This window comes from Qipengyuania qiaonensis, assembly GCF_019711515.1.
GTDB lineage: Bacteria > Pseudomonadota > Alphaproteobacteria > Sphingomonadales > Sphingomonadaceae > Qipengyuania > Qipengyuania qiaonensis.
The window spans coordinates 31,848-54,404 of the sequence record NZ_JAIGNO010000004.1 but is presented as its reverse complement, the minus strand read 5'-3'; the positions used below and the strand labels follow the sequence as shown (position 1 = coordinate 54,404).

The window sequence follows — 22,557 nt, the reverse complement described above, 5'->3', positions numbered from 1 at the left end:
ATGCCGTCACGCCTGTGTCATAGCCCACGGATGAGTCGCACACTCGCCCTCTTACCTCTGGCGATCCTGGTCGCCTGCAAGCCGCCTGCGTCGGACGACTATGTGGAGCGCGCGCGCATCGACGAGCCCGCTCGGGGACCGTCCGAACCCATCGATTCGCCCGACACCGAAGACGCAATCTGGGCTCCTGCCGGGGAAGGTGCGCGGCTGCTATATGGCAAGCCCGGCGATCGCCCACTCTTCGCCATCGAATGCCTCAGCGACGGTTCCGAGCCGATGCTCGGCTATACCCGGTTTGCAAGGGCAGATGCCCATTCCAAGGCGATACTGGCATTGATCGGCAATGGGCACGTGTCGCGGCTCAAGATCGATGCCGCACAGGTCGGCAACGTCTGGCGCTGGGAGGGGGCTGTCGAGGTGAACGATTCACGTCTCGACGTGTTGACGGGAAGTCGCGAGGTGGAGGCGACCGTGCCGGGCGCAGGCAGCCTTGTGCTGAACTCGAGCGCCCTGCCGGGCGAACTGGTCGAGCGCTGCCGCGATCTTGCGGAACCGCTTACTCCGGACGAGCCGATGCCCGAGCCTTCTCCACCAGCAGATCCGGCGTGAGCACTTGCGGCAACTGCTCGGCTTCGCCGCCGGGGGCGTACCACAGATAGAGCGGTACGCCGGCTGCCCCCTGCTGGGTGAGCATGCGCGAGATTTCCTCGTCGCGCTGCGTCCAGTCACCGCGCATGGCGATCACATTCGCGTCCTCGAATGCCTGTCGCGTCGCTTCGCGTTCGATCGCCACGCCTTCATTGACCTTGCAGGTCACACACCAGTCGGCGGTAAACCAGACGAACACCGGACGTCCCGATCGCCGCGCCTCGGCCAGCGCGGCTTCGCTGTAATCGATGGGGTCTAGCAAGCTTTCGGCCTCGCCCGCTGCCTGCACCTCGGGCCGCGGAAGCAAAGCGGTGCCGAGGCCCAATACTGCGACCAATGCGGCGAAGATGACCAGAGTGCCGGTGCGCGTCCTCCTCTGGAAAAGACCGACGAGGGCCAGTCCGCCCAGCGCAAATGCGCCGAGCGCAAGCACCAGCGCCAGATATTCGGCGCCGCCGATCCGCCAGATCAGCCAGGCGAGTGCCAGAGCGGTCAGTCCCATGGGCAGCGCCATCCAGCGACGAAAAGTCTCCATCCAGACGCCGGGCCTGGGCAGACGGCGGCGAATTGATGGAATGAAGCCCACCAGCAGAAACGGTAGTGCCAGTCCCACGCCGAGCGCCATGAATACGAGCAGCCCGCTTACGGGTTCGATCACCAGCGCCGCGCCCAAAGCGACCGCCATGAAGGGGCCCGTGCAGGGTGTGGCGACGAATGCGGCCAGCAGTCCGGTCGAAAATGACCCGCTCCGGGAAGGGGCCCCGCCTGCGACGGCCATTCCGGGAACCTGAAAGAGACCGAGAAAATTCGCGGTGATTGCGAGCGCCAGCAGGAACAGGCTGACGAGTACTGCGGGCTCCTGCAGTTGGAAAGCCCAGCCGATCTGCTCGCCTGCGGACCGCAATAGAAGGATCGTCGACCCCAGCGCAGCACAGGCGACGACGACGCCCGCGGTGTAGGCCAGCGCATCGCGCCGTGCCGTGCGCTCGTCGCCACCCGCCTTGGCCAGCGCCAACGCCTTGAGGCTGAGTATGGGGAACACGCAGGGCATGATATTGAGCAGCAAACCGCCCGCCAGCGCGGCCAGAAGCAATTGCCACAACACCGGCTCGGCATTGCCGCGGAAAGGTTCGACGCCTTCGAGCGGCACGTCGCCCGGCCGCGCCGTTAGCCGCACGCCGCGCCCCTCGCCCAGATCGAGAATGCCCTCGATTGTCCCCGGGCGGGGTTCGGCAGTCAGTTCGACCCCGGGGGGGACGGCAATCTGGTCGATCGGCATTTCGGCGACAAGCAGGTTTCCCTGCCGGCGGAAGGTTTGCGCGCCCGTGTAGTTGGGCGTGTCGCCTCCGCCCAATTCGGGTGTGCCGAGGAAGAAATGCACATCGCCCAGTGGGGTTTCGGCCGGTATCGGGATGCCGACCCGGAGATGCGTCCGCGTAAGCTCAAACCTTGCGTCGCTGTCTAGCTGCGGGACGGCGTCGGCCAGCCATGCACTGAATTGCGGATTGCTCCCGACCCGCGAGGGATCGAGCGTGAGCCGCGCCTGCTGGGGAACGCAGATCTTGTCGGTGCACGCAAGATAATCGGCCGTAACACCGATGGGTGCGATATTGGCCACCGCCGCGCCTTCCGGCACCGATATGGGGACGAGAACCGCGTAATCCCCTTCATAGATATGATTCATCAGCCCGCCGATGACCAAGCGGCGCGGCAACGGATAGAGAGGTTCGCCCGGCTGCCAACCATCGGGCAATTGCCATTCGAGTTGCATCCCCAAGCCGGCATCGCCGGGATTGGACCAATAACCATGCCATTCCGGCGATGACGGGGTAAAATGCAACGCTACCAACCAGGTTTCGCCCGGTTGCGGCGCACTCTCCGCCACCAGTTCGACAGGAATGCGGTCGTCGCCCAACCCCTGCGCAGAAACCGGCCCGGCAAACGCCACTGCCAGCAACACCAGCAATGCAGCGAGCCGTTCCAATATTCTTGCTTCGATCACGTAGGTCGATCTAGGGGTTAGCCCTATGACAGACAAGCGAGACCTGCTGATCCTGGGCGGCGGCCTGGTGGGTATGACTCTGGCGCTGGCCGCGGCCAAAAAAGGCCTGTCGAGCCACCTCCTCGACCGTGCCGATCCGGCGAACCTGACCGCAGAGGGCTTCGATGGTCGTGCCTCGGCCATTTCGACAGCAAGTTGGCGGCTGTTCCGCCATGTCGGGCTGGAAAAAGTGCTTGAGCCGCACGGATGCGACATTGCTGCGATCGCCGTGCTCGATCAGATGAAGCGCGGTCGGCTCGATTTCCGTCCCGAACCGCATGAAGGCACGCTGGGCCGCATGTTCGCCAACCGCCAACTGCGTCTTGCATTGCACCAGGCTGCCGCAGAAGAGCCGCTGATCGAATGGCATGCACCGGTCGAGGTTGTTGCGCGCGAGCGCGGCGAATTCGGTGTTTCGGCCACGCTTGGCGATGGTCGCGTGCTTGAAGCTGCGCTGATGGTCGGTGCCGAGGGTCGCGGATCGCCCAGTCGTGAAGAAGCCGGCTTCAAGATGGCCAGCTGGGACTACAGCCATCGCGCGATGATCGCGGGGCTCGATCACAGCAAACCGCATGAAAATGTGGCCTGGGAAATCTTCTATCCCGACGGTCCCTTTGCGCTGCTGCCGATGCTCGACGGACCCGACGGGCAGTATCGCAGCGCACTTGTCTGGACGGTGGACGAGAAGGATGCGGCAGGTGTCCTCAAACTGTCCGACCGTGCCTTCCTTGCCGAAGTCTACAAGCGCATGGGCGATCTTCTGGGCGAATTGACGCTGAACAGCGCGCGATCGTCCTACCCGCTCAGCTTCCAGCACACGGCCAAGATCGTCGAACACCGCCTCGCCCTGGTGGGGGACAGCGCGCATGGTATGCATCCGATTGCGGGACAAGGACTCAATCTCGGTCTGCGCGATGTCGGTGCATTGGTGGAAGTGCTGGACGAAGCGGGTCGGCTGGGCCTCGACCTCGGCGATGCGCAGGTACTCGCGAAATACGAGAAATGGCGGGCACTCGATGGGCTGATGGTGATGGGTGCGACCGACAGCCTGACCCGCCTCTTCGGTATCCCCGGCAAAACGGCAAGTGCGGTACGCCGGTTGGGCATGGCTGGCATTCAGCGTTCCGGCTGGCTGAAGCGCTTCTTCATGGACGAAGCACGCGGGATCTCGGGCGACTTGCCGGAGCTGTTGAAAGCCTAGCTTTCTTCCGCCGGGCTTGGCTGTTCGATCCGGTTACCCACCCCGTCACGCAAACGGCGCGGTTCTAGTACGGCGGCGGTTTCGATCAGATCGAGCGCCCGCTGGACGGCGGCATAGCGCTCGGCATCCCGGATCCAGCCTTCGGCGCTGCTCGCGCCGGGCAGGTTGCGAACTTCGGCGATCGCGGAGTCGGTCCGGCCGCTTTCCAGGAACAGGCGGGCGCGTTCAAGACGACGCTGGGGTTGCGGCGACGGCGCACTTTCGCGACGTACCACGAATAACTGCGACATCTCCTCGCTGAACCGCGCGAAACCGGTCTGACTGCTCGGAGCGGCAAGCCGTGGGGAGAGCCCTTCGAGCCGTGCAATCAACTGGTCCAGCGTGATGGGATCGCGGCTGGTGCGGATGATCGTGTCGACCGCATTGGGCATCGCATCGCCAAAGCGCAATCGCAGCTGATCGGACAGGTAGCCGAGTTCCGCTCCCTTCTCGAGCGCGCGGCGGGTCGCGAAGGCAATCAACAGCCCTTCGGCGCGCGCCGTATTGCCCGCCGCCGCCTGCGCCTGCAGATCGAGCCGGGCGAGGCGCTGTTCGGCTGCCGCGAGGCGCGTATCGATCCCGCCCTGCTGCTCGGCAACTCGCGCCACTGCCTCGCGCGCAGTCCGGCTGGCGGTTGCGCTGGGCGTGGGTGTCGGAGCGGACGTCGGGCTGGCGAGCGTTTGCGGCTCCGTCTCAGCTTCGTCCGGCGGAGCCGGCGTCCGGTCGGCCATCGAATATACGGCATAGCCGGCGACTGCACCGCCAAGCAGGAAACTCGCAAGCACAGCCATCAGGACCGGCCTCGCCGATGGTCCCTTACGCCGGGTGCTGGTGTATTCGATCATCTACTTCCGTTCCGCGACCCCGTCGTCCCGCTAACGGGGACCCCAACCGTATTATTGCTCGGTTTGGCACAAAGCTTGCGCCAAGGCCAGTAGCTCGCTGTCTCCGGGGGCGTCTGCGATGTGGATGGATCGCCAGCCATCGCCCGCCATTTCTGCAACGCGCGCTCCGATCACCGCGAGGTCCACAAGCGAGCGGTCGAGTTCATGGCGTTCGAATTCGACCTTCACCCGCTCTGCCGAAGCGCCGGAGTGCAATGCGACGACGGCGCCAGAGCGCAGCAGCGCGATACTGTCGTCCGGCAGGCCCTCCGGAACCGCTCTGTAGAGTATCCGCGTCTCGACCTCGACCGATTCCGGCAGGCGCAGAATCACGCGATCCTCGCCGGCAAGGCGAAGCAGGCGCAATTCGCGGTTGCCCAGTTCGTCCAGCAGGGTCTGCAGCCCTCCCCGTCCGGTTCGGCCGAGCAGGAAGCCCGCCCGACGCGCGGCATTGGCGGTCGCCTCGCCAACCGCATGGACCGGCAGCTTCGTGAGCCTCTCCAGTTGCTTGCCGCCATGCCGAAAGACATTTGCGCTGCCCACCAGCAGGCCATCGAACCGAGTGGGGTCGGGTGCCTCCCATTCGACCGGTTCGATCGTGAAAAGCGGCGCGCCGTGCACGTCGAGGCCCATGTCGCGCGCCGTTTCGGCAGTGACCGACCAACCCGGTTCCGGGCGAAAAAGGAATAGCGGCTTCAATCCAAGTGCCCGAAATGCTCGGTGATTTCGGACGGCGCCCGTTCAAGGAGCGCCCGCGCCAGGTCGAGCGGCGCCTGGGCGTCGTCGGCAGAAAATTCCACTGTATCGCCGATGCGTATCTTTCCGTCGGGACTGAAAATCGCCGCGGTCAATGCAATACGGCCATCATCGGTGCGCGACAAGGCAGCGATCGGGCTGCTGCAGGAACCGCCCAGGCCTTCGAGCAGGCGGCGCTCGGCAGCGATCTCGGCATGGCTTTCGCGGTGATCGATCGCTCCGAGCAGATCGCGCGCACGCGCATCGTCGCCGCGACATTCGATGCCGATGGCGGCCTGCGCCGGGGCGGGCAACCAGTCTTCGGGATCGAGGCGAACGCCGATGCCGTCTTCGCCGAGACGATCGAGCCCTGCGGCGGCAAGGAAAGTGGCATCCGCTTCGCCCGCTTCCAGTTTCGCCATGCGGGTTGCGACATTGCCCCGGATGCCGACCACTTCGAGATCGGGACGCAAATGGAGCAATTGCGCCGCCCGGCGCGGGGCGCTGGTGCCCACACGCGCGCCTGCGGGAATATCGGCTATCGATGCCGCGCCCAGCAGCCGATCGGCCTTGTCGGCCCGCGGCAGGATAGCCGCGATGGCGATAGCCTCGGGCCGAATCGTTTCCACGTCCTTCATCGAATGGACCGCAGCGTCGATACGCCCTTCGACCAACCACTGGTCGAGTTCGCGTGTCCACAGCGCCTTGCCGCCGATTTCGGCCAATGGGCGGTCCAGTATCCTGTCGCCGCTGGCGACCACCGGAACGAGTTCGACCGCCGAATCGTCCCAGCCATGCACGGCACACAGACGCGCGCGGGCCTCATGCGCCTGCGCCATGGCAAGCGGGGAGCGACGGGTTCCGAGGCGGAGGATGGGCATATCCGGCATAGGGCCCGCTTGCCCTAGCGAGCCATCCCGCTAAGGGGAAGCGGGATGGCACTGGTTCTCGGTATAGAAAGTTCCTGTGACGAAACCGCGGTCGCGCTGGTCGACAGCGAACGGCGGATCGTCGCGCAACGAATTGCGTCGCAGGATGCGGAGCATGCGCCCTTTGGCGGCGTGGTGCCGGAAATCGCGGCACGCGCGCATGCCGAACGGCTGGCACCGATGATCGAGGGGGTACTTGCGGACGCCGGAATCGCACTTGCCGATTGCGATGCGATCGCGGCCACGGCAGGTCCGGGTCTGATCGGCGGGGTGATGGTCGGTCTGGTCAGTGCCAAGGCGCTGGCCATGGCTACCGACACCCCTCTCATCGCGATCAACCATCTCGAGGGCCACGCACTGAGCCCGCGCCTCGCCGACGGGAGCATCGCATTCCCCTATGCCCTGCTGCTGGTTTCGGGTGGGCATTGCCAGATCCTGCGCGTCGATGGCCTGGGCGAATACCGCCGCCTTGCGACGACGATCGACGATGCGCTGGGCGAAGCCTTCGACAAGACCGCCAAGATCCTGGGGCTGGGCTTTCCGGGGGGCCCCGCTGTCGAGCGGGTCGCCCTGGAGGGCAATGCCAAGGCCGTTCCCCTGCCCCGCCCCATGGTCGGTAGCGGCGAACCTCATTTCTCCTTCGCAGGTCTCAAAAGCGCCGTTCTGCGCGCGCACGAGAGCGGAAAATACGAGATCGCCGATATCGCGGCGAGCTTCCAGCAGGCTGCGGTCGATTGTGTAACCGACCGGTTGCGTATTGCGCTCGCAGGCATGGACGATGTCGACACGCTGGTGGTTGCAGGCGGCGTCGCGGCCAACGCCACGGTGCGCGCAGCGCTCGAGCAATTGGCTGCGGACCACGGTATGCGTTTCGCCGCACCGCCGCCGAAACTGTGCACTGACAATGCCGCAATGATCGCCTGGGCGGGCGTTGAACGGCTGGGCCAGAACGATCCGCTCGACATTTCCGCCCGGCCGCGATGGCCGCTCGATCCCAGGGCCGAGCTGGTGCGCGGAGCAGGAGTGAAAGCATGACCGGGATTGGGGTTCTTGGAGCGGGTGCCTGGGGTACCGCGCTGGCCCAGATGCTCGCCAGCGACGGACGCAATGTCCTGATTTGGGCACGCGAGGACGATCTGGTGCACGAGATCAATTCGAAGCACACCAATTCGCCGTTCCTGTCATCGGCGAAGCTGGCCGAATCGATCCGCGCAACCGGCGATCTTGGCGAAATGGGCGCGCTCGATACGCTGTTGGTGGTCACCCCCGCCCAGCATATGGGCAACGTGCTCGGCGCCATGCCGCGCCATCCACGCGATCTGGTGCTGTGTGCCAAGGGGATCGAAGCGGGCACCGGGCGGCTGATGAACGATGTGGCGAAAGAGGCCGCGCCGGATAGCGCCATTGCCGTCCTGTCCGGCCCAACCTTCGCGCATGAAGTTGCGGCCGGCCTGCCCACCGCCGTCACGCTTGCCTGCGCCCAGGGCGAAGCGCAGTGGGATCGTATCGCGCCCGTCATCGCCCGCCAGACGTTCCGGCCCTATTATTCCGACGACGTCACCGGTGCCGAGATCGGCGGTTCGGTCAAGAATGTCCTCGCCATTGCCTGCGGGGTCGTCGACGGGCTCGGCCTTGGCCAGAACGCGCGCGCCGCGCTGATTGCGCGCGGCTATGCCGAGATGCTGCGTTTCGGCGAGGCGCTGGGCGCGCGGGCCGAGACGCTGGCCGGCTTGTGCGGCCTGGGCGATCTCGTCCTCACCTGTTCTTCGACCTCGAGCCGTAATTTCTCGCTCGGCAAGGCGCTCGGCGAAGGGCGGAAAGCCGAAGAACTGATGGCCGATCGTCGCACCGTGGCCGAAGGCGCGCATACCGCGCCCGTGCTGGTCGAACTCGCCGCGCGTCACGGTGTCGCCATGCCCATCGTTACGGCGGTGTATGGCCTGCTGAAGGGCAATGGACCGCGCGAAGTCGTCTCCGACCTGCTATCGCGACCGCTGCGCGCCGAACAGGGCAGCGCCGAGTGACAGCGGAAAAACCCGACGAAGATCTCTCCGCCTTAGCGAAGGGCGGAAGGCAGAACTTCTTTGGCTTCCTCCTGCGCCTTGTCGCGCGACTGCCGTTCCTGTTCATCGCGGGTCGCCTCTACGGCCCGGACGCGCTGGGGCGCTTCGCTTCCGCGCTGGTGGTGGTCGAACTGGTCGCGCTGGTCTGCGCCATGGGCGAGAAGCGCGGTCTGGCACAGCGCCTCTCGGAGGGCGAGGACAGCCATCCGGCAAACCTCGTCTACGACGGTATGCTGCTGGCGCTATTGTTTTCGGGGATCGCCGCGGCCTTTTTCTGGCTGGTTCCGGCTCCGCTATTCCCGAGTGGAGAGTTCACCGAGCTCGATCGCTTCGTCGTGCTGGCAATACCGGCCTACGCGCTGACGGAGATCGTGCTCGCCGCGCAGGCTTACAAATACGATATCGCCACCACCGTCCGCGCCCGCGCCGTGGTAGAGCCGTGGACGATCTCGATCATGGCGGGCGTGTTCTATTTTGTGCCGTCGGTCAGCGACTCGGGACTCTCGATGGCCTATCTCGCATCGATCTATGCCGGGCTGGCGACTGGTCTGTGGTCCTTCTTCCGCAGCTACGGGCCGCCGAGGGCATGGCGTCCGCACCCGGTCTACATGGGCAAGATGACCGCACGCGCACTACCGCTGGCAACCGCCGACGCCATCGAATGGGGAACACGGCGTGTCGATATTTTCATCCTCGGCCTGTTCGCCGCGCCTGCCGCAGTCGGCGTCTACTACATCGCCCAACAGGTCGCGAGCCTGCCGCAGAAGCTGAAAACCAGCTTTGAGCCGATTTTGGGGCCGGTCATCACCAAGAACCTCAAGACCGGGAATTACGATGCTATCGCCCGCCAGATCTGTCAGGTCGGCTTCTGGATCGTCGCGATGCAGGCGGGGATCGCTCTCGCGCTAGGTGTCCCGGGCGAAGCGGTCATGGGGCTGGTCGGGCCGGAATTCGTGGGCGGAACGGGCGCGCTCGCCTTTCTGCTCGTGGCGGAGGTGGTAGCTGCCACGGCAGTCGTTTCCGAAGCCGTGCTCGTCTATGTCGCACGGGTCCGCAATCTATGGATCTCGATCGGTACTATCGCTCTGCAAGCGGTGCTGACCGTGGTGCTGATCAGGGTCATGGTAGCCGGCGGCTATGGCGAACCCTTCAAGGCCGCCGCCGCTGCAATCGCCCTGATGCTGGCGCTTGGCACGGCGAGCCTCGTCAAGGCCGTGCTCCTCTCGAAGATACTCGGCCAGACGATCAACACCTTCCGCTGGCCGCTCGTCTGGGCGGTCGCCCCGGCAGTGCTCGTCGGCTGGCTGGCAACGCAATTGCCCGAATGGGCGGAACTTATTGTCGGCATTCCGGCGATACTCGGCGTCTACGGCGTTATCATCTGGCGGCGCGGCTTCGGGCCGGAGGACCGCGTGCTGTTCAAGCGCAATCTCGACAAGGAAGAGGACGCCCAAAGCTGACCGGTTTGTCGCATATGCGGAACGTTCAGTCGGCATTAACGGCCTTGGGACGTACCTTGCTGTCACCGAATTTCGGGAGGACTGCACATGCGTTTCGCCAAGCTTGCCACAGCCTGCGCCGCCGCCGCACTGATCGCCGGATGCGCTTCGCAGCCAGGGGGCGACGAGATCGTCCTGACCGGTTCGAAGGCCGAGACGTCGGATAGGAGACGCGCGCCACCTCCGCCGCCGCCTCCACCGCCTCCCCCACCCCCGTCGCTGATGGCACCGCAGGCCATGGTGGTCTCTGGATCGCGTATCGCCCGCGAGACGGTTCAAGATTCGTCGAGCGCGCCTGCCGCCGACACCAGCTATCGCTATTTCCCGCCGGTTTTCGTGCCGACCCAGCCCAGCCGCGACCAGTATGACGGCGAGGAAGTTTCGCCGGTCAAGGTCGTGGCCAACGAGCCGGTGTCGACCTTCTCGGTCGATGTGGACACCGGCGCCTACACCAATGCGCGTCGCTTCATTTCCGAAGGTCAGATGCCGCCCAAGGGCGCGGTGCGGACCGAGGAGTTCGTCAATTATTTTCGCTACGATTACGACCGGCCCGACAGCGTGGCGCAGCCCTTCACGGTCAATACCGACGTTGCCGTGACGCCGTGGAACGCCAATTCGCGGCTCGTGCGCATCGGTCTCGCCGGATACGAGATGCCCGAGCAGGAGCGTCCTCCCGCCAATCTCGTCTTCCTGCTCGACGTTTCGGGGTCCATGGCGAGCCCGGACAAGCTGCCACTCGTGAAGACCGCCATGCGCCAGCTTGCCGGCATGCTCTCCGACAAGGACCGCGTCTCGATCGTCGTCTATGCCGGTGCGGCGGGTCTCGTGCTCGAGCCGACCAGTGACGAGCGCAAGATCAAGGATGCGCTGAACCAGCTGGACGCTGGCGGATCGACCGCGGGCGGCGCAGGAATCGAACTCGCCTATCGCGTCGCCGAAGCCAACCGTATCGACGGAGGGGTCAATCGCGTGATCCTCGCCACCGACGGAGATTTCAACGTCGGTACATCGGATCGCGAATCGCTGGTCGACCTGATCGAGAAAAAGCGCGAGACCGGCGTCACCCTGTCGGTGCTGGGCTTCGGTCGCGGAAATCTCAACGATGCGATGATGGAACAGGTCGCCAACAACGGAAACGGCAACTACTCCTACATCGACAGCGCGTTGGAGGCCCGCAAGGTGCTGGGTGACGAGATGGGCGCAACCCTCTTCACCATCGCCAAGGACGTGAAGATCCAGGTCGAGTTCAACCCCGCCGTGGTCAGTCAGTATCGCCTGGTCGGTTACGAGAACCGGGCCTTGCGCGAAGAGGATTTCGACAACGATGCGATCGATGCGGGCGATATCGGTGCCGGACATCAGGTCACGGCGATCTACGAAGTCGTTCCGGTCGGTGCCGAAGGCTGGATTTCCGCGCGCCGCTATGAAGACAAGCCCGATGCCAAGGCGACCCAGCTGGCTGCGGAAGCTGCGCATATCAAGCTGCGCTACAAACTGCCCGACGGCGACAAATCGACGCTGCTGACCTACACCCTGCCCGCTTCCGCACTCAGCACGACTCGGGCGCCGGGTGGCGATTTCGCCTTCGCCAGCGCGGTCGCGGCGTTCGGCCAGAAGCTGCGCGGCGATGCGATGCTGTCGGACTATTCCTATCCGCAGATCGCGGCGCTGGCAGGCGCGCAGCGCAATTTCTGGCGACAGGAATTCGTACAGCTGGTCAAGACTGCAGACGGGCTGGAATAGCCTCCTTGGCAGGGAGGGCGGATGATGGCTAATAGCCAGCCATGCCGATCCGCCCTTCCCTGGCCATTCTTGCGGGAGCCGTCCTGACCGGCGCCAGCGCCTATCTGCTGGTCGAACCGATGGCTCCCGGCTTCATCGAAGGGCTGGAAGAAAGGTCCCGAACCGCGATCGCCGATGCCGGCGGAGCGGGGGTGACCGCCCGCTTCGCCAACGAATTCGGATCGTCCTCGCGCCATCCGCTGCTGTCCGGGGGCGAGGCGCTCGACGAAGCGACACGCGCAACCGTCGCACGCACCGTATCCGACGTTCCCGGCGTTGGCGGCGTGACCTGGAGCGATGGCTCGACCCGTGCCGAAAGCGGCGGCGAGCAGACCTATCAGCCGCTCCATTGCCAGGAAGATGTGGAAGGTCTGCTGCGGACCCGTTCGATCCGGTTCGAAGAGGCGAGCAGCGATCTCCTCCCCGCCAGCCGGATGCTGCTGGACGAAGTGGCCGACGCGTTGCGCCCCTGCCTCGGCTCGATCATCGCCATTACCGGCCATACCGACCAGCAAGGCACCGAGCCGGGCAACCTGTCGCTCAGCATGGAGCGTGCACGCGTCGTACGCGAGGCGCTGGTCCGCCGCGGCATTCCTCGCGACGGACTGCGCGCCGATGGCGTGGGTTCGAGCCAGCCGGTCGAAGGCCTCGCCCCGAGCGACCCGGCCAATCGCCGTATCGAATTCTCCGTCATCCGGACGGAACCGCTCCGCCCGACCCCCGTCGACACTCCGGGAGCACGCTGACATGCCGCTGTGGTTCGAACTCGCCGCATTGATGATCGCCGCCTATGGAGCGGGAATCGGGATCGGCTGGGCCTTATGGGGCCGCCACGACCAACACGAGGAATAGCTCAATGACCGAACTGCTCCAGACCTATTGGCCCTTGCTCGTCGCCGCGCTGCTCGTAGGCCTGGTGATCGCCTGGTATGTGTTCAGCACCGGCCGCAAGACGCGGGTCACCGGCACCAGTCGCGATGTGCTCGACGAAGGTGCTCCCCCGGCGGAACGCAACAAGGCGTTGATCGACAGCGCGCCTGCAGCAACGCCGACGCAGCCCGCAGCGGGCGTCGCGGCCCCCGATTCTCCTGCAGACGGCGACGATCTGACCAGGATCAAGGGTCTGGGCCCCAAGCTGGCGGCGACCCTGCGTGCGATGGACGTGACCACTTTTGCCGCGATTGCAGCTTGGAACGATGCCGAAATCGACCGGATCGACGCGACGCTCGGCCGGTTCCAGGGGCGCATCCGCCGGGACGATTGGGTCGGTCAGGCGAAGCTGCTCGCGGCGGGCGACGAAACCGGTTTCACCGATCGCTACGGAAAGCTGTCCTGAGACTCGGAACGAATCTCTTCCTGTGGTATTTTCTTAGGTGGGTCGCACACGAGGAGAACCAGGATGGGACAGCGGTTGCGCGTTCTCGTCGCCGAAGACGAACTGATTATCGGATGCGATCTGTGCCATACGGTCGAGGAAGCCGGTTACATCGTCGAAGGTCCCTTCGTCGATCTGTCCTCGACCATGCTGGCCTATCAGAAGAACAAGCCCGACATCGCGATCCTCGACGTCCAGCTCGGTGACGGTGTCGTTTATCCGCTGGCGGAACAGATGATGGCAGAAGACGTGCCTGTCATTTTCCATTCGGGCCAGATGACCCCCTCGGAAGTTGCCCAGCGATTTCCGCAGGCTCAGGCGCTGGCCAAGCCGTGCCCTCCCGCAGAAGTGATCGACACGATCCAGCGCGCTACGCAGCATAGTTGATCGTCGTTCCGCGGCGCGATCGGGGTCCGATCGGGCCTGCGATTGTTCGACCGCGGGTGCCATCGCGGAGCATCCACCCTTGGGCTTCTGCGCGTGACAGCTATCGGCCACGCCCCTTGCTCCCGGCATTCAACCCTGCCACTGGCGGCTTCGTAACAAAGGAGACCACATGGCCGGAATGGCACCCTTCGCCTGGGACGATCCGTTCAACCTCGATGAACAGCTGACCGAGGAAGAGCGGATGATCCGCGATGCCGCCCACGCCTTTGCGCAGAGTGAGTTGCAGCCGCGCGTCATCGAAAACTTCAGCAAGGAAGTGGACGACCCCGAACTCTTCCCGATGATGGGCGAAGCGGGTCTGCTGGGCGCGACCGTGCCGGAAGAATATGGCGGTGCAGGCGCGAGCTACGTCGCCTACGGCCTGATCGCACGTGAGATCGAGCGCGTGGACAGCGGCTACCGCTCGATGGCCTCGGTCCAGTCGAGCCTCGTGATGTATCCGATCCACGCCTATGGCTCGGAAGAACAGCGCAAGAAGTATCTGCCCGGCCTCGCCAGCGGCAAGCTGATCGGCTGCTTCGGCCTGACCGAACCCGACGCGGGCAGCGACCCGGCCGGAATGAAGACCGTCGCCAAGAAGGTCGATGGCGGCTATGTCATCTCGGGCTCCAAGACCTGGATCTCCAATTCTCCCTTCGCCGATGTCTTCGTCGTCTGGGCCAAGAGCGAGGCGCATGGCGGCGGCATCCGCGGCTTCGTTCTCGAAAAGGGCATGAAGGGGCTTTCCGCACCGAAGATCGATGGCAAGCTGTCCTTGCGCGCCTCGACCACCGGCATGATCGTGATGGACGAGGTCGAACTTGGCGAGGATGCGCTGCTGCCCGACGTGCAAGGGCTCAAGGGTCCGTTCGGATGCCTCAACCGCGCGCGCTACGGCATCAGCTGGGGTGCGATGGGCGCGGCGGAATTCTGTATGCATGCCGCGCGGCAATACGGGCTCGACCGCCACCAGTTCGGCGTACCGCTGGCCTCCAAGCAGCTCTATCAGCTCAAACTCGCCGATATGATGAGCGAAATTGCGCTTGGACTTCAATCGAGCTTGAGGGTTGGTCGCCTGATGGACGAAGGCAAGTTCGCGCCCGAGATGATCAGCATCGTCAAGCGCAACAATGTCGGCAAGGCATTGGACATCGCCCGCAAGTCCCGCGACATGCATGGCGGCAACGGCATATCGGAGGAATATCAGGTCATCCGCCACATGGTGAACCTGGAAACGGTCAATACCTATGAGGGCACGCATGACGTCCACGCGCTGATCCTGGGTCGCGCCGTGACGGGGATTGCTGCGTTCTGATGGCGGGTGGATCGGCCAGCCTGTCCTACATCGCGCCGGTGTGCCACAGCCTTGGAATGTCGTTCGATTTTGCCTCTTTCCGCTCGCGAGTTTTGCCCTCGGAGCGGAAGGGCGTTTTTTTGCCCTTGGACAGTGTAACAGGCGGTCCATGTCATGAATCCGCCTTCGGCAAGTCCAACATGGGGAACGGAACGACATGATCCGCCTTCACGGCTATTATCGCAGTTCGACCAGCTACCGCCTGCGCATCGCGCTGAACCTCAAGGGGCTGGATTACGACTATGTCCCGGTGAACCTGCTGGAGAGCGAACAGAAGGGCGCTGCCTTCACCAGCCGCAACCCGTTCGGTTCGGTTCCGCTGCTCGAGGTGGATGGCAAGGATTATGTCCAGTCGATGGCGCAGATCGAATGGCTCGACGAGGCCTATCCCGAAAATCCGCTGCTGCCTGCGGACGTGGCGGATCGCTATGTGGCTCGCGAACTGGCCTATGCCATCGCCACCGAATTGCATGCCCCGCTGAACCTTCCGGTATTGAAATACCTGTCGAACGAGTACGGCAGGTCGCAGGACGATATCGGCGTATGGTATCGCCACTGGCTCGCGCGCACGCTCGACCCGCTGGAGGCGCGGCTGGCACAACTCGGTGCGGGGGACTTCCTGTTCGGCGAACCCGGCTTCTTCGAAGTCTGCCTGCTTCCGCAAGTCTACAATGCGCGCCGGTTCGGATTCGACTTTTCGGATAAGCCGCACATTACACGGATCGAAAGCGCCTGCCTTCCCCTGCCGGAATTTCAGCGCGCGCATCCGGACAATCAATCCGATAACCCCGAGAGGACCTGACCCCAATGAAGCTCGCAACCATCATGGACGGCACCCGCGACGGCAAGCTCGTGGTCGTCTCCAAGGACCTGACCCGCTATTGCGCCGCCGACAATATCGCGCCAACGCTGCAATATGCGCTCGACAATTGGGACGAGATCGCGCCAAAACTCGAAGCGCTATACACCGACGTCCAGCACGAAGCCGTGCCATGCGAGCGGTTCCACGAGCGGGAGGCGCATTCACCCTTGCCGCGCGCCTATCAGTGGGCCGATGGCAGCGCCTATATCAACCACGTCGAACTGGTGCGCAAGGCGCGCGGCGCCGAAGTGCCGGAGAGCTTCTATCACGACCCGCTAATGTATCAGGGCGGCAGCGACGCCTTCCTCGCCCCGCGCGACGACATACCGCTCGGCGACACCAAATGGGGCTGCGACATGGAGGGCGAAATCGCGGTCGTCACCGACGATGTGCCCATGGGCGTCTCGAAGGAAGGTGCGGCCGGCCACATCAAGCTGGTCATGCTGGTCAACGACGTGTCCTTGAGGGGGTTGATTCCGGGCGAGCTGGCCAAGGGCTTCGGCTTCTTCCAGTCCAAGCCCGCCAGCGCCTTCAGCCCCGTTGCGGTTACGCCCGACGAGCTGGGCGATGCGTGGCAGGGCAACGTCATCCACCTGCCCCTGATGGTCGATTACAATGGCGAACCTTTCGGCCGCGCGAATGCCGGGGTCGATGCGACCTTCAGCCTCGCCGATCTCGTCGCGCATGCTGCCAGGACCCGCAATCTCGGTGCCGGGACGATCATCGGCTCGGGAACGGTATCGAACCAGGGTCCGGACGGCGATCCGGGCAAGCCGGTCAGCGAAGGCGGCCTCGGCTATAGCTGCATCGCCGAAATCCGCATGATCGAAACCATTGCCGACGGCGAGGCGAAGACCCCCTTCATGGCCCCCGGCGACACGGTGCGCGTGGAAATGCGCGACGCGGAAGGCCACTCGATCTTCGGCGCGATCGAACAGAAGGTGGTGGAAGCCTGAGGACCGAGCGATGCGTTGGTCCGGGCGGTGAACCGCCCGGACCAACGCCGGCGCACGGGTCAGGCCGTTGGACAGGTTTGTGGCTGAACTTGGGTGGGGAGCGGACACAAAGAGAAGTGAGCCAAAATCCGCAGCCCCATCCGTCATTCATTCCGCAGGTTCGGGAACTCGCGCTTCGGCAAAGTGGCTCGCGAAGAAGGAGAGCACCTTTTCAGGGTTGCGCCCGAACCAGTTATAGCCATCCTTGAACCGGCGGGTGGTGTCTTCGATCCAGATCATTTCCTTGTCCTCGCTGCCGAGGCGGTCGAAAGTATGTTGCGCGTCATCCGGATTCTTCGTCCATGCGTCGTCGCGGACCTGCCACATGAGGACAGGCATCTTCACCGCCGGTGCCCACAGCGCGCCCGACATGTCCGCAGCCGGGAAACCACCCAGCTTGAGCAGTTCGAGATCGATCAGTTCCTGATACTGCTCGATGCCCTGCAATTCACCGAAGGCCTGGAAAATCGCTGACATGTTCGGAACCAGCGGGCTGGCCATGCAGAGCACATTCTCGAACAGTTCGGGATGCTTGGTAATTGCCGCATATTGCGACACGCCGCCCAGGCACTGACTGAACAGAGCTACCTTCATTTTCCCGAGGCGCGGATGCGCATCGACGAACTTCTTCACGCCCACGCAGTCCTGCCATTCCCACTGGCCGATACCGCAGACGCCGCCATTGGCAGCTCCGCTCTGGCCGTGGTTGCGGAAGTCGTAGGTCAGGACATTGTAACCAGCGTCGGTCAGGTGCTTGTACTGGATCACGAAGTCGATTTCGGAATCGTCGAGATTGCTCCACGGCTCTCCGAAATGGCCGGGGAAGCCGGCCCGGCACATTGGCAGTGCGTGGTTGAAGATGATCAGCTTGTCGCTTTCGCCGCCCTTGGCAGGCATGTACCAGGCCGCGAGCGGGGTCCCGTCGTCGGAGGGGATCGTCAGATCTTCCCAGCCCTCGATACCGTAGTAATCGGGGTCCTTGAAAATGAAGCTGCGCGGCGAAGTCACCAGTGCCGCAAGGCCCTTCACCTTCTCGTGGTCCTCGGCGGAAATCGACTTTTCCTGCTCGAGAGCGGTTTGCATTCTTTCCTGTGAAATGGCGGTCATTGGTTTGCTCCTTGATGAGGTCGCTCGAACATAGACCCAGTGCCGCAATTCGATTAGGCACTGAATTCTTCTTGCCCTTATCAACGAGGTGATAAATGCGCCGTGACGATATGGCAGACCTCGCCGCTTTCGCGGTTGTGGCCGAAGAACAAAGCTTCACACGCGCCTCCAAGCGGCTGGGCCTTTCGCAGTCGGCGCTGAGCCAGATCGTGCGCCGGCTGGAAGAACGGCTGGGGCTGCGTCTGCTTGACCGGACGACCCGGAGCGTTGCCCCCACTCAGATCGGGCAAGAGTTGCTCTCGACCCTCTCACCGATGTTGCGCGATCTCGACGCGAGTATCGGGGCACTCAGCGAAACCAAGGACAAGCCCGCCGGGACCATCCGCATCACGACGGTCGAACACGCTGCGAGACAGTTTCTCATTCCTGCCTTGGCGAAAATCCTGCCGGACAATCCCGACGTCAAAGTCGAGGTCGAAGTGGACTATGGCCTGAAGGATATCGTCGCGTCTCATTTCGACGCCGGGGTCAGGCTTGGCGAGCAAGTCGAGAAAGATATGATCGCCGTGCGAATATCGCCGCCGGTCCCGATGGCGATTGTCGGCTCGTCACACTACTTTAAACGGCATCCGGCACCATCCACCCCGCGCGAACTGAGCCGGCATGTGTGTCTCAACTTGCGCATGCCGACCTCGGGCACGTTCTACGAATGGAGGCTGTCGAGGAATGGCAAGGCGGTCCACGTCCGTCTGGACGGACAACTTGCCTTCAATGCGCTCGGCCCCATCAGAGATGCAGCGCTCGCCGGACTGGGCATCGCGAATCTACCATTGGACCAGGTTCATGAGTTTCTTGCATCCGGCCAACTTCAAAGGGTCATGGCCGACTGGAGCGAGGACTTGCCACCCTACTATCTCTACTATCCGCACCGGCGCCACGGTTCGGCAGCATTCAGGCTCGTGATCGACGGGTTGCGGTGGCGGAACCTGTAAACGGAACGTCCGCAATCTAGCTCGCCATCCGAAAGGCCGCTTTCGCACCGCTCGCGCGAGACTGAGCCGTCGGGGAAAAATGCACGAAAGTGGCTCGTTTCCTACACGCCATTCTCCAGCTAGCCTCTTACCGGCTCTTTCTCACAATTGTCCCGGCAAACTCGCGACTATCATCGGTCATGTGCGCAAAGTTGATGATCTTTGCGGCTATCGAGTTAGCGACTACATCGACCGGGCAATCACCATCTTCATCACCTCGTTCGAACCGCCGAAGATGCGCGTAATGCGGCTGTCGCGGTACATGCGGGCGATGGGGTAGTCGTTGATGAACCCCGCCCCGCCGTGGAACTGCAGGCATTTGTCGACGACTTCTCCCTGCAATTCCGTAACCCAGTATTTCGCCATGCAGGCAGTGGCGACATCCAGCTCGCGCCTGAGGTGCCTCGCGATGCAGTCGTTGACGAATACCTTTGCCGCGGTCGCCCGGGCCTTCAGGTCGGCCATCACGAACTGCGTATTCTGAAAGTCCCAGATGGTCTGGCCGAAGGCCTTACGGTTCTTGACGAAATCGAGCGTCGTTTCGAGTGCCTTTTCGATACCGGTCATCGCTCCAATGGCGATGATCAGGCGTTCCTGCGGCAGCTCGCCCATGAGCTGGTAGAAGCCCTTGCCTTCCTCGCCGCCCAGCACGTTCTCGGCCGGGACGAATACGTCATCGAAGAACAATTCCGAGGTGTCGGCAGCGTCGAGCCCGATCTTGTCGAGCTTTTTCCCGCGCTGGAAGCCTTCGGCCCCTTCCGTCTCGAGCAGCATCAGTGAGATACCCTTGGCGCGCTCGTTCGGGTCGGTCTTGGCGACGACGACGATGAAGTCGGCGGTCTGGCCGTTCGAAATATAGGTCTTGGCCCCATTGATGCGGTAGCCATTGCCGTCCTTGAGCGCCGTGGTCGTCACGCTCTGGAGGTCAGACCCAACGCCCGGCTCGGTCATGGCGATGGCGCTGACCAGTTCCCCGGTGACGAGTTTGGGCAGATATTTCTTCTTCTGTTCCTCGGTCCCGTGGCGCACGAGGTAGGGCAGGATTACCGTGTTGTGGAGCGATGCGGCAAACCCGTCGACACCGTGCTTCGCCTGCTGGTCGATGACGACGAGGTCATGCCGGAAGTCGCCGCCATGACCGCCATATTCCTCCGGGACCGAGACGCCAAGCAGGCCCGCCTGCCCCGCCTCGCGCCAGAATTCGCGCTCGACCTGACCGTTTTCGCGCCATCCGGCCACCCGCTTTTCCGGCGCGTGCTGCTGGTAAAACTTGCCGACGGCGTCGGAGAAGATGGAGATTTCCTCGTCCTCCATGAATTCGGGCGGGGGTATGTCGATTGCGGGCATCTCTCTGGTCCTCTCGGGTATCTTTATCTCGTGTTCAAAAGTCCTACTTGCCCTTCCAGTTCGGTGGGCGCTTCTCGGCAAAAGCGGCAGCGCCTTCGCGGGCATCTTCGGACACGAAGACGGGGGCGATCAGCTGGGTCTGCCGCGTGTAACGTTCGTCCATCGGCCAGCCGCGCGATTCCTTCACGACCTGTTTCGACACGCGTACCGCGAGCGGGCCATTGGCGACGATGGACGCGGCCAGTTCCTTCGCGCCGTCGAGTGCCGGGCCATCGGTCACGCGATTGATGAGGCCAAGTTCGTAGGCCCGATCGGCCCCGATGAAATCGCCTGTAAGTGCCAGCTCCATCGCCACACGCTCGGGAATCTGGTCTGGGAGCATCATCACGCCGCCCGCCGCCGCCACGAGGCCGCGCTTCACTTCGGGAATGCCGAACTTTGCGCCGCTATTGGCAACCACAAGGTCGCAAGCGATCATCAGCTCCAGCCCGCCCGCCAGCGCATAGCCCTCGACCGCGGCGATGAGCGGCTTCATTGGTGGCTTCTGCACGATGCCGCCGAAACCGCGACCTTCGATGCTGGGCGATTCGCCGCGCAGAAAGCCTTTGAGATCCATACCAGAGCAGAAAGTGCCACCCGCGCCTGTCAGGATGCCGACCCGCAGGCCATCATCGCTATCGAGCCGGTCCATCGCCGCCGCAATGCCTTCCGCCGCGGCCTTGGTCATGGCGTTCTTGGCTTCGGGCCGATTGATGGTGACGACGAGAATGCCGTCCTCTTCGCTGGTGAGGACTTCCTCGGACATAGGTTCTCTCTCCAATTGCAATTTGAAACTTGCCTTGCACCCTTGCTGCGCGACGTTTACGCAAACGTCAACTGGCATTCGCCGCACAAAACGACAAGTCGAGAGGAGTTCATGCCATGGCCGAAGCCTATATCATCGATGCTGTCCGCACCCCGCGCGGGATCGGCAAACAAGGCAAGGGCGCGCTCGCGCACATGCACCCGCAACACCTCGCCGCGACTTGTCTCAAGGCAATCAAGGACCGGAACAAGCTCGATACGACTACGGTCGACGATGTGATCTGGTCGGTCAGTACGCAGGACGGAATGCAAGCGGGCGACATGGGCCGCATGGCCGCGCTCGATGCAGGCTATGACATCACCTCTTCGGGGACCACGCTCGATCGTTTCTGCGGCGGTGGCATTACCAGCGTGGCACTCGCCGCCGCGCAAGTGATGAGCGGTATGGAAGACTGCGTTGTCGCAGGCGGCACGGAGATGATGAGCCTCACTGCCCAGATGTCGAAGGACAAGATGGCCGCCGGTCTCAAACCGCCGATGATGGGCAGTTACAACGATCGCCTTCAACGGCTCCATCCGCAAAGCCATCAGGGCGTATGCGGCGATGCGATCGCTACGATCGAGGGGTTCACCCGGGAAGAACTCGACGAAGTCGGCTTTCGCAGCCAGCAGCGCGCCGCCCAGGCGATTGCCGAAGGCCGCTTCGACAAGTCGGTCGTGCCGGTGAAGGGCGATGATGGCAATGTGGTGCTCGACAAGGAAGAATATCCGCGTCCGCAGACCACGATGGAAGGCCTCGCCGAACTCGAACCCGCCTTCACCAAGATCGCCAACGTGCCGCTGGACAAGAACGGAACGACATTCGCCGGCCTGGTCAATGCCAAATACCCGGACGTCGAGATCAGGCACTTCCATCATGCGGGCAACAGCTCGGGCGTAGTGGACGGTGCGGCGGCCGTACTGGTCGCGAGCAAAGGCTATGCGCAGAAGCACGGGCTAAAGCCGCGTGCACGGATCGTTGCCACGGCCAATATGGGCGACGACCCCACGCTGATGCTCAATGCCCCGGTACCCGCAGCGAAAAAGGTGCTGGAGAAGGCTGGGCTGAGCAAGGACGACATCGATCTTTACGAGATCAACGAAGCGTTTGCCGTGGTCGCGGCGAAGTTCGTGCGCGATCTCGATCTCGATTGGGACAAGGTCAACGTGAACGGCGGGTCCATCGCGCTGGGTCATCCGATCGGGGCGACCGGCTCGATCCTAATAGGCACGATGGTCGACGAGCTAGAGCGGCAAGACAAACGCTACGGTCTCGTCACCATGTGCGCGGCGGGCGGCATGGCGCCTGCCATCATCGTCGAACGCGTCGACGATTTCGTCGACTGACGCGGCCATCCATGCGCGCCCTCGCCTACCGCAAAGAAAGCGGCTAGAG

Annotated in this window: 21 protein-coding genes; 14 read left to right on the top strand and 7 right to left on the bottom strand. The window is 63.6% G+C overall.

The window, feature by feature from the left end; genetic code table 11:
- The first annotated feature begins 30 nt into the window (after positions 1 to 30).
- Positions 31 to 609, top strand: a complete 579-nt coding sequence (locus K3174_RS07895) for a hypothetical protein (protein ID WP_221557722.1) — start codon at positions 31 to 33, stop codon at positions 607 to 609.
- Here K3174_RS07895 and K3174_RS07890 read toward each other — a convergent pair.
- The gene (locus K3174_RS07890) at positions 557 to 2,650 is read right to left on the bottom strand and encodes a protein-disulfide reductase DsbD family protein (RefSeq protein ID WP_345719605.1); all 2,094 of its coding nucleotides are present in this window, start codon (positions 2,648 to 2,650) and stop codon (positions 557 to 559) included. The genes K3174_RS07895 and K3174_RS07890 overlap by 53 nt on opposite strands.
- A gap of 25 nt (positions 2,651 to 2,675) precedes the next feature.
- On the opposite strand from K3174_RS07890, the gene K3174_RS07885 reads away from it, so the two are divergent.
- Positions 2,676 to 3,890: an FAD-dependent monooxygenase gene (locus K3174_RS07885; protein WP_221557721.1), complete on the top strand. Its 1,215-nt coding sequence runs from the start codon at positions 2,676 to 2,678 to the stop codon at positions 3,888 to 3,890.
- On the opposite strand, the gene K3174_RS07880 is transcribed toward K3174_RS07885, so the two are convergent.
- The 3 genes from K3174_RS07880 to hemC are packed head-to-tail and all read right to left on the bottom strand — an operon-like array spanning position 3,887 to position 6,429.
- Complete coding sequence (locus K3174_RS07880) at positions 3,887 to 4,774, bottom strand: hypothetical protein (protein ID WP_221557720.1); 888 nt, start codon at positions 4,772 to 4,774, stop codon at positions 3,887 to 3,889. The genes K3174_RS07885 and K3174_RS07880 overlap by 4 nt on opposite strands.
- Before the next feature lie 51 nt (positions 4,775 to 4,825).
- On the bottom strand, positions 4,826 to 5,512 hold the full coding sequence (locus K3174_RS07875; protein ID WP_247712009.1) for a uroporphyrinogen-III synthase: 687 nt from the start codon (positions 5,510 to 5,512) through the stop codon (positions 4,826 to 4,828).
- The gene (gene hemC, locus K3174_RS07870) at positions 5,509 to 6,429 is read right to left on the bottom strand and encodes a hydroxymethylbilane synthase (RefSeq protein WP_247712008.1); all 921 of its coding nucleotides are present in this window, start codon (positions 6,427 to 6,429) and stop codon (positions 5,509 to 5,511) included. The genes K3174_RS07875 and hemC overlap by 4 nt, the downstream gene beginning before the upstream one ends.
- 54 nt (positions 6,430 to 6,483) lie before the next feature.
- Here hemC and tsaD point away from each other — a divergent pair, with 54 nt between their 5' ends.
- From tsaD to K3174_RS07820, 10 genes are all read left to right on the top strand, one after another.
- A complete protein-coding gene (gene tsaD / locus K3174_RS07865; RefSeq protein ID WP_221557718.1) occupies positions 6,484 to 7,512 on the top strand; it encodes a tRNA (adenosine(37)-N6)-threonylcarbamoyltransferase complex transferase subunit TsaD in 1,029 nt (342 codons plus the stop codon).
- The gene (locus K3174_RS07860; protein WP_221557717.1) at positions 7,509 to 8,501 is read left to right on the top strand and encodes an NAD(P)H-dependent glycerol-3-phosphate dehydrogenase; all 993 of its coding nucleotides are present in this window, start codon (positions 7,509 to 7,511) and stop codon (positions 8,499 to 8,501) included. Before tsaD ends, K3174_RS07860 begins: the two co-directional genes overlap by 4 nt.
- A complete protein-coding gene (locus tag K3174_RS07855; protein WP_221557716.1) occupies positions 8,498 to 10,000 on the top strand; it encodes a lipopolysaccharide biosynthesis protein in 1,503 nt (500 codons plus the stop codon). The genes K3174_RS07860 and K3174_RS07855 overlap by 4 nt, the downstream gene beginning before the upstream one ends.
- A gap of 87 nt (positions 10,001 to 10,087) precedes the next feature.
- Positions 10,088 to 11,782, top strand: coding sequence for a vWA domain-containing protein (locus K3174_RS07850; RefSeq protein WP_221557715.1), 1,695 nt, complete (start codon positions 10,088 to 10,090; stop codon positions 11,780 to 11,782).
- Positions 11,783 to 11,823: 41 nt separating this feature from the next.
- A complete protein-coding gene (locus tag K3174_RS07845) occupies positions 11,824 to 12,567 on the top strand; it encodes an OmpA family protein (RefSeq protein WP_221557714.1) in 744 nt (247 codons plus the stop codon).
- Between the two features lie 110 nt (positions 12,568 to 12,677).
- Positions 12,678 to 13,157: a hypothetical protein gene (locus tag K3174_RS07840; RefSeq protein WP_221557713.1), complete on the top strand. Its 480-nt coding sequence runs from the start codon at positions 12,678 to 12,680 to the stop codon at positions 13,155 to 13,157.
- 63 nt (positions 13,158 to 13,220) lie between these two features.
- On the top strand, positions 13,221 to 13,583 hold the full coding sequence (locus K3174_RS07835) for a response regulator (protein WP_221557712.1): 363 nt from the start codon (positions 13,221 to 13,223) through the stop codon (positions 13,581 to 13,583).
- Between the two features lie 169 nt (positions 13,584 to 13,752).
- Positions 13,753 to 14,937, top strand: a complete 1,185-nt coding sequence (locus K3174_RS07830; protein WP_221557711.1) for an acyl-CoA dehydrogenase — start codon at positions 13,753 to 13,755, stop codon at positions 14,935 to 14,937.
- A 199-nt stretch (positions 14,938 to 15,136) separates the two neighbouring features.
- Positions 15,137 to 15,778 (top strand): maleylacetoacetate isomerase, encoded by a 642-nt coding sequence (gene maiA / locus K3174_RS07825; RefSeq protein ID WP_221557958.1) that lies wholly within the window; start codon positions 15,137 to 15,139, stop codon positions 15,776 to 15,778.
- 5 nt (positions 15,779 to 15,783) lie between these two features.
- Entirely contained in the window at positions 15,784 to 16,794 is a 1,011-nt protein-coding gene (locus tag K3174_RS07820; protein ID WP_221557710.1) for a fumarylacetoacetate hydrolase family protein, read from the top strand.
- A gap of 147 nt (positions 16,795 to 16,941) precedes the next feature.
- Here K3174_RS07820 and K3174_RS07815 read toward each other — a convergent pair whose 3' ends face one another.
- Entirely contained in the window at positions 16,942 to 17,940 is a 999-nt protein-coding gene (locus K3174_RS07815) for an alpha/beta hydrolase family protein (protein ID WP_221557709.1), read from the bottom strand.
- Positions 17,941 to 18,035: 95 nt separating this feature from the next.
- Here K3174_RS07815 and K3174_RS07810 point away from each other — a divergent pair, with 95 nt between their 5' ends.
- Complete coding sequence (locus tag K3174_RS07810) at positions 18,036 to 18,932, top strand: LysR family transcriptional regulator (protein WP_221557708.1); 897 nt, start codon at positions 18,036 to 18,038, stop codon at positions 18,930 to 18,932.
- Between the two features lie 222 nt (positions 18,933 to 19,154).
- Here the strand turns inward: K3174_RS07810 and K3174_RS07805 are convergent, their stop codons facing one another.
- Both K3174_RS07805 and K3174_RS07800 read right to left on the bottom strand, forming a co-directional pair.
- Entirely contained in the window at positions 19,155 to 20,318 is a 1,164-nt protein-coding gene (locus tag K3174_RS07805; RefSeq protein WP_221557707.1) for an acyl-CoA dehydrogenase family protein, read from the bottom strand.
- Positions 20,319 to 20,361: 43 nt separating this feature from the next.
- Complete coding sequence (locus K3174_RS07800) at positions 20,362 to 21,123, bottom strand: crotonase/enoyl-CoA hydratase family protein (RefSeq protein WP_221557706.1); 762 nt, start codon at positions 21,121 to 21,123, stop codon at positions 20,362 to 20,364.
- Positions 21,124 to 21,239: 116 nt separating this feature from the next.
- Here K3174_RS07800 and K3174_RS07795 point away from each other — a divergent pair, with 116 nt between their 5' ends.
- The gene (locus K3174_RS07795; RefSeq protein WP_221557705.1) at positions 21,240 to 22,508 is read left to right on the top strand and encodes an acetyl-CoA C-acetyltransferase; all 1,269 of its coding nucleotides are present in this window, start codon (positions 21,240 to 21,242) and stop codon (positions 22,506 to 22,508) included.
- Positions 22,509 to 22,557 lie beyond the last annotated feature (49 nt).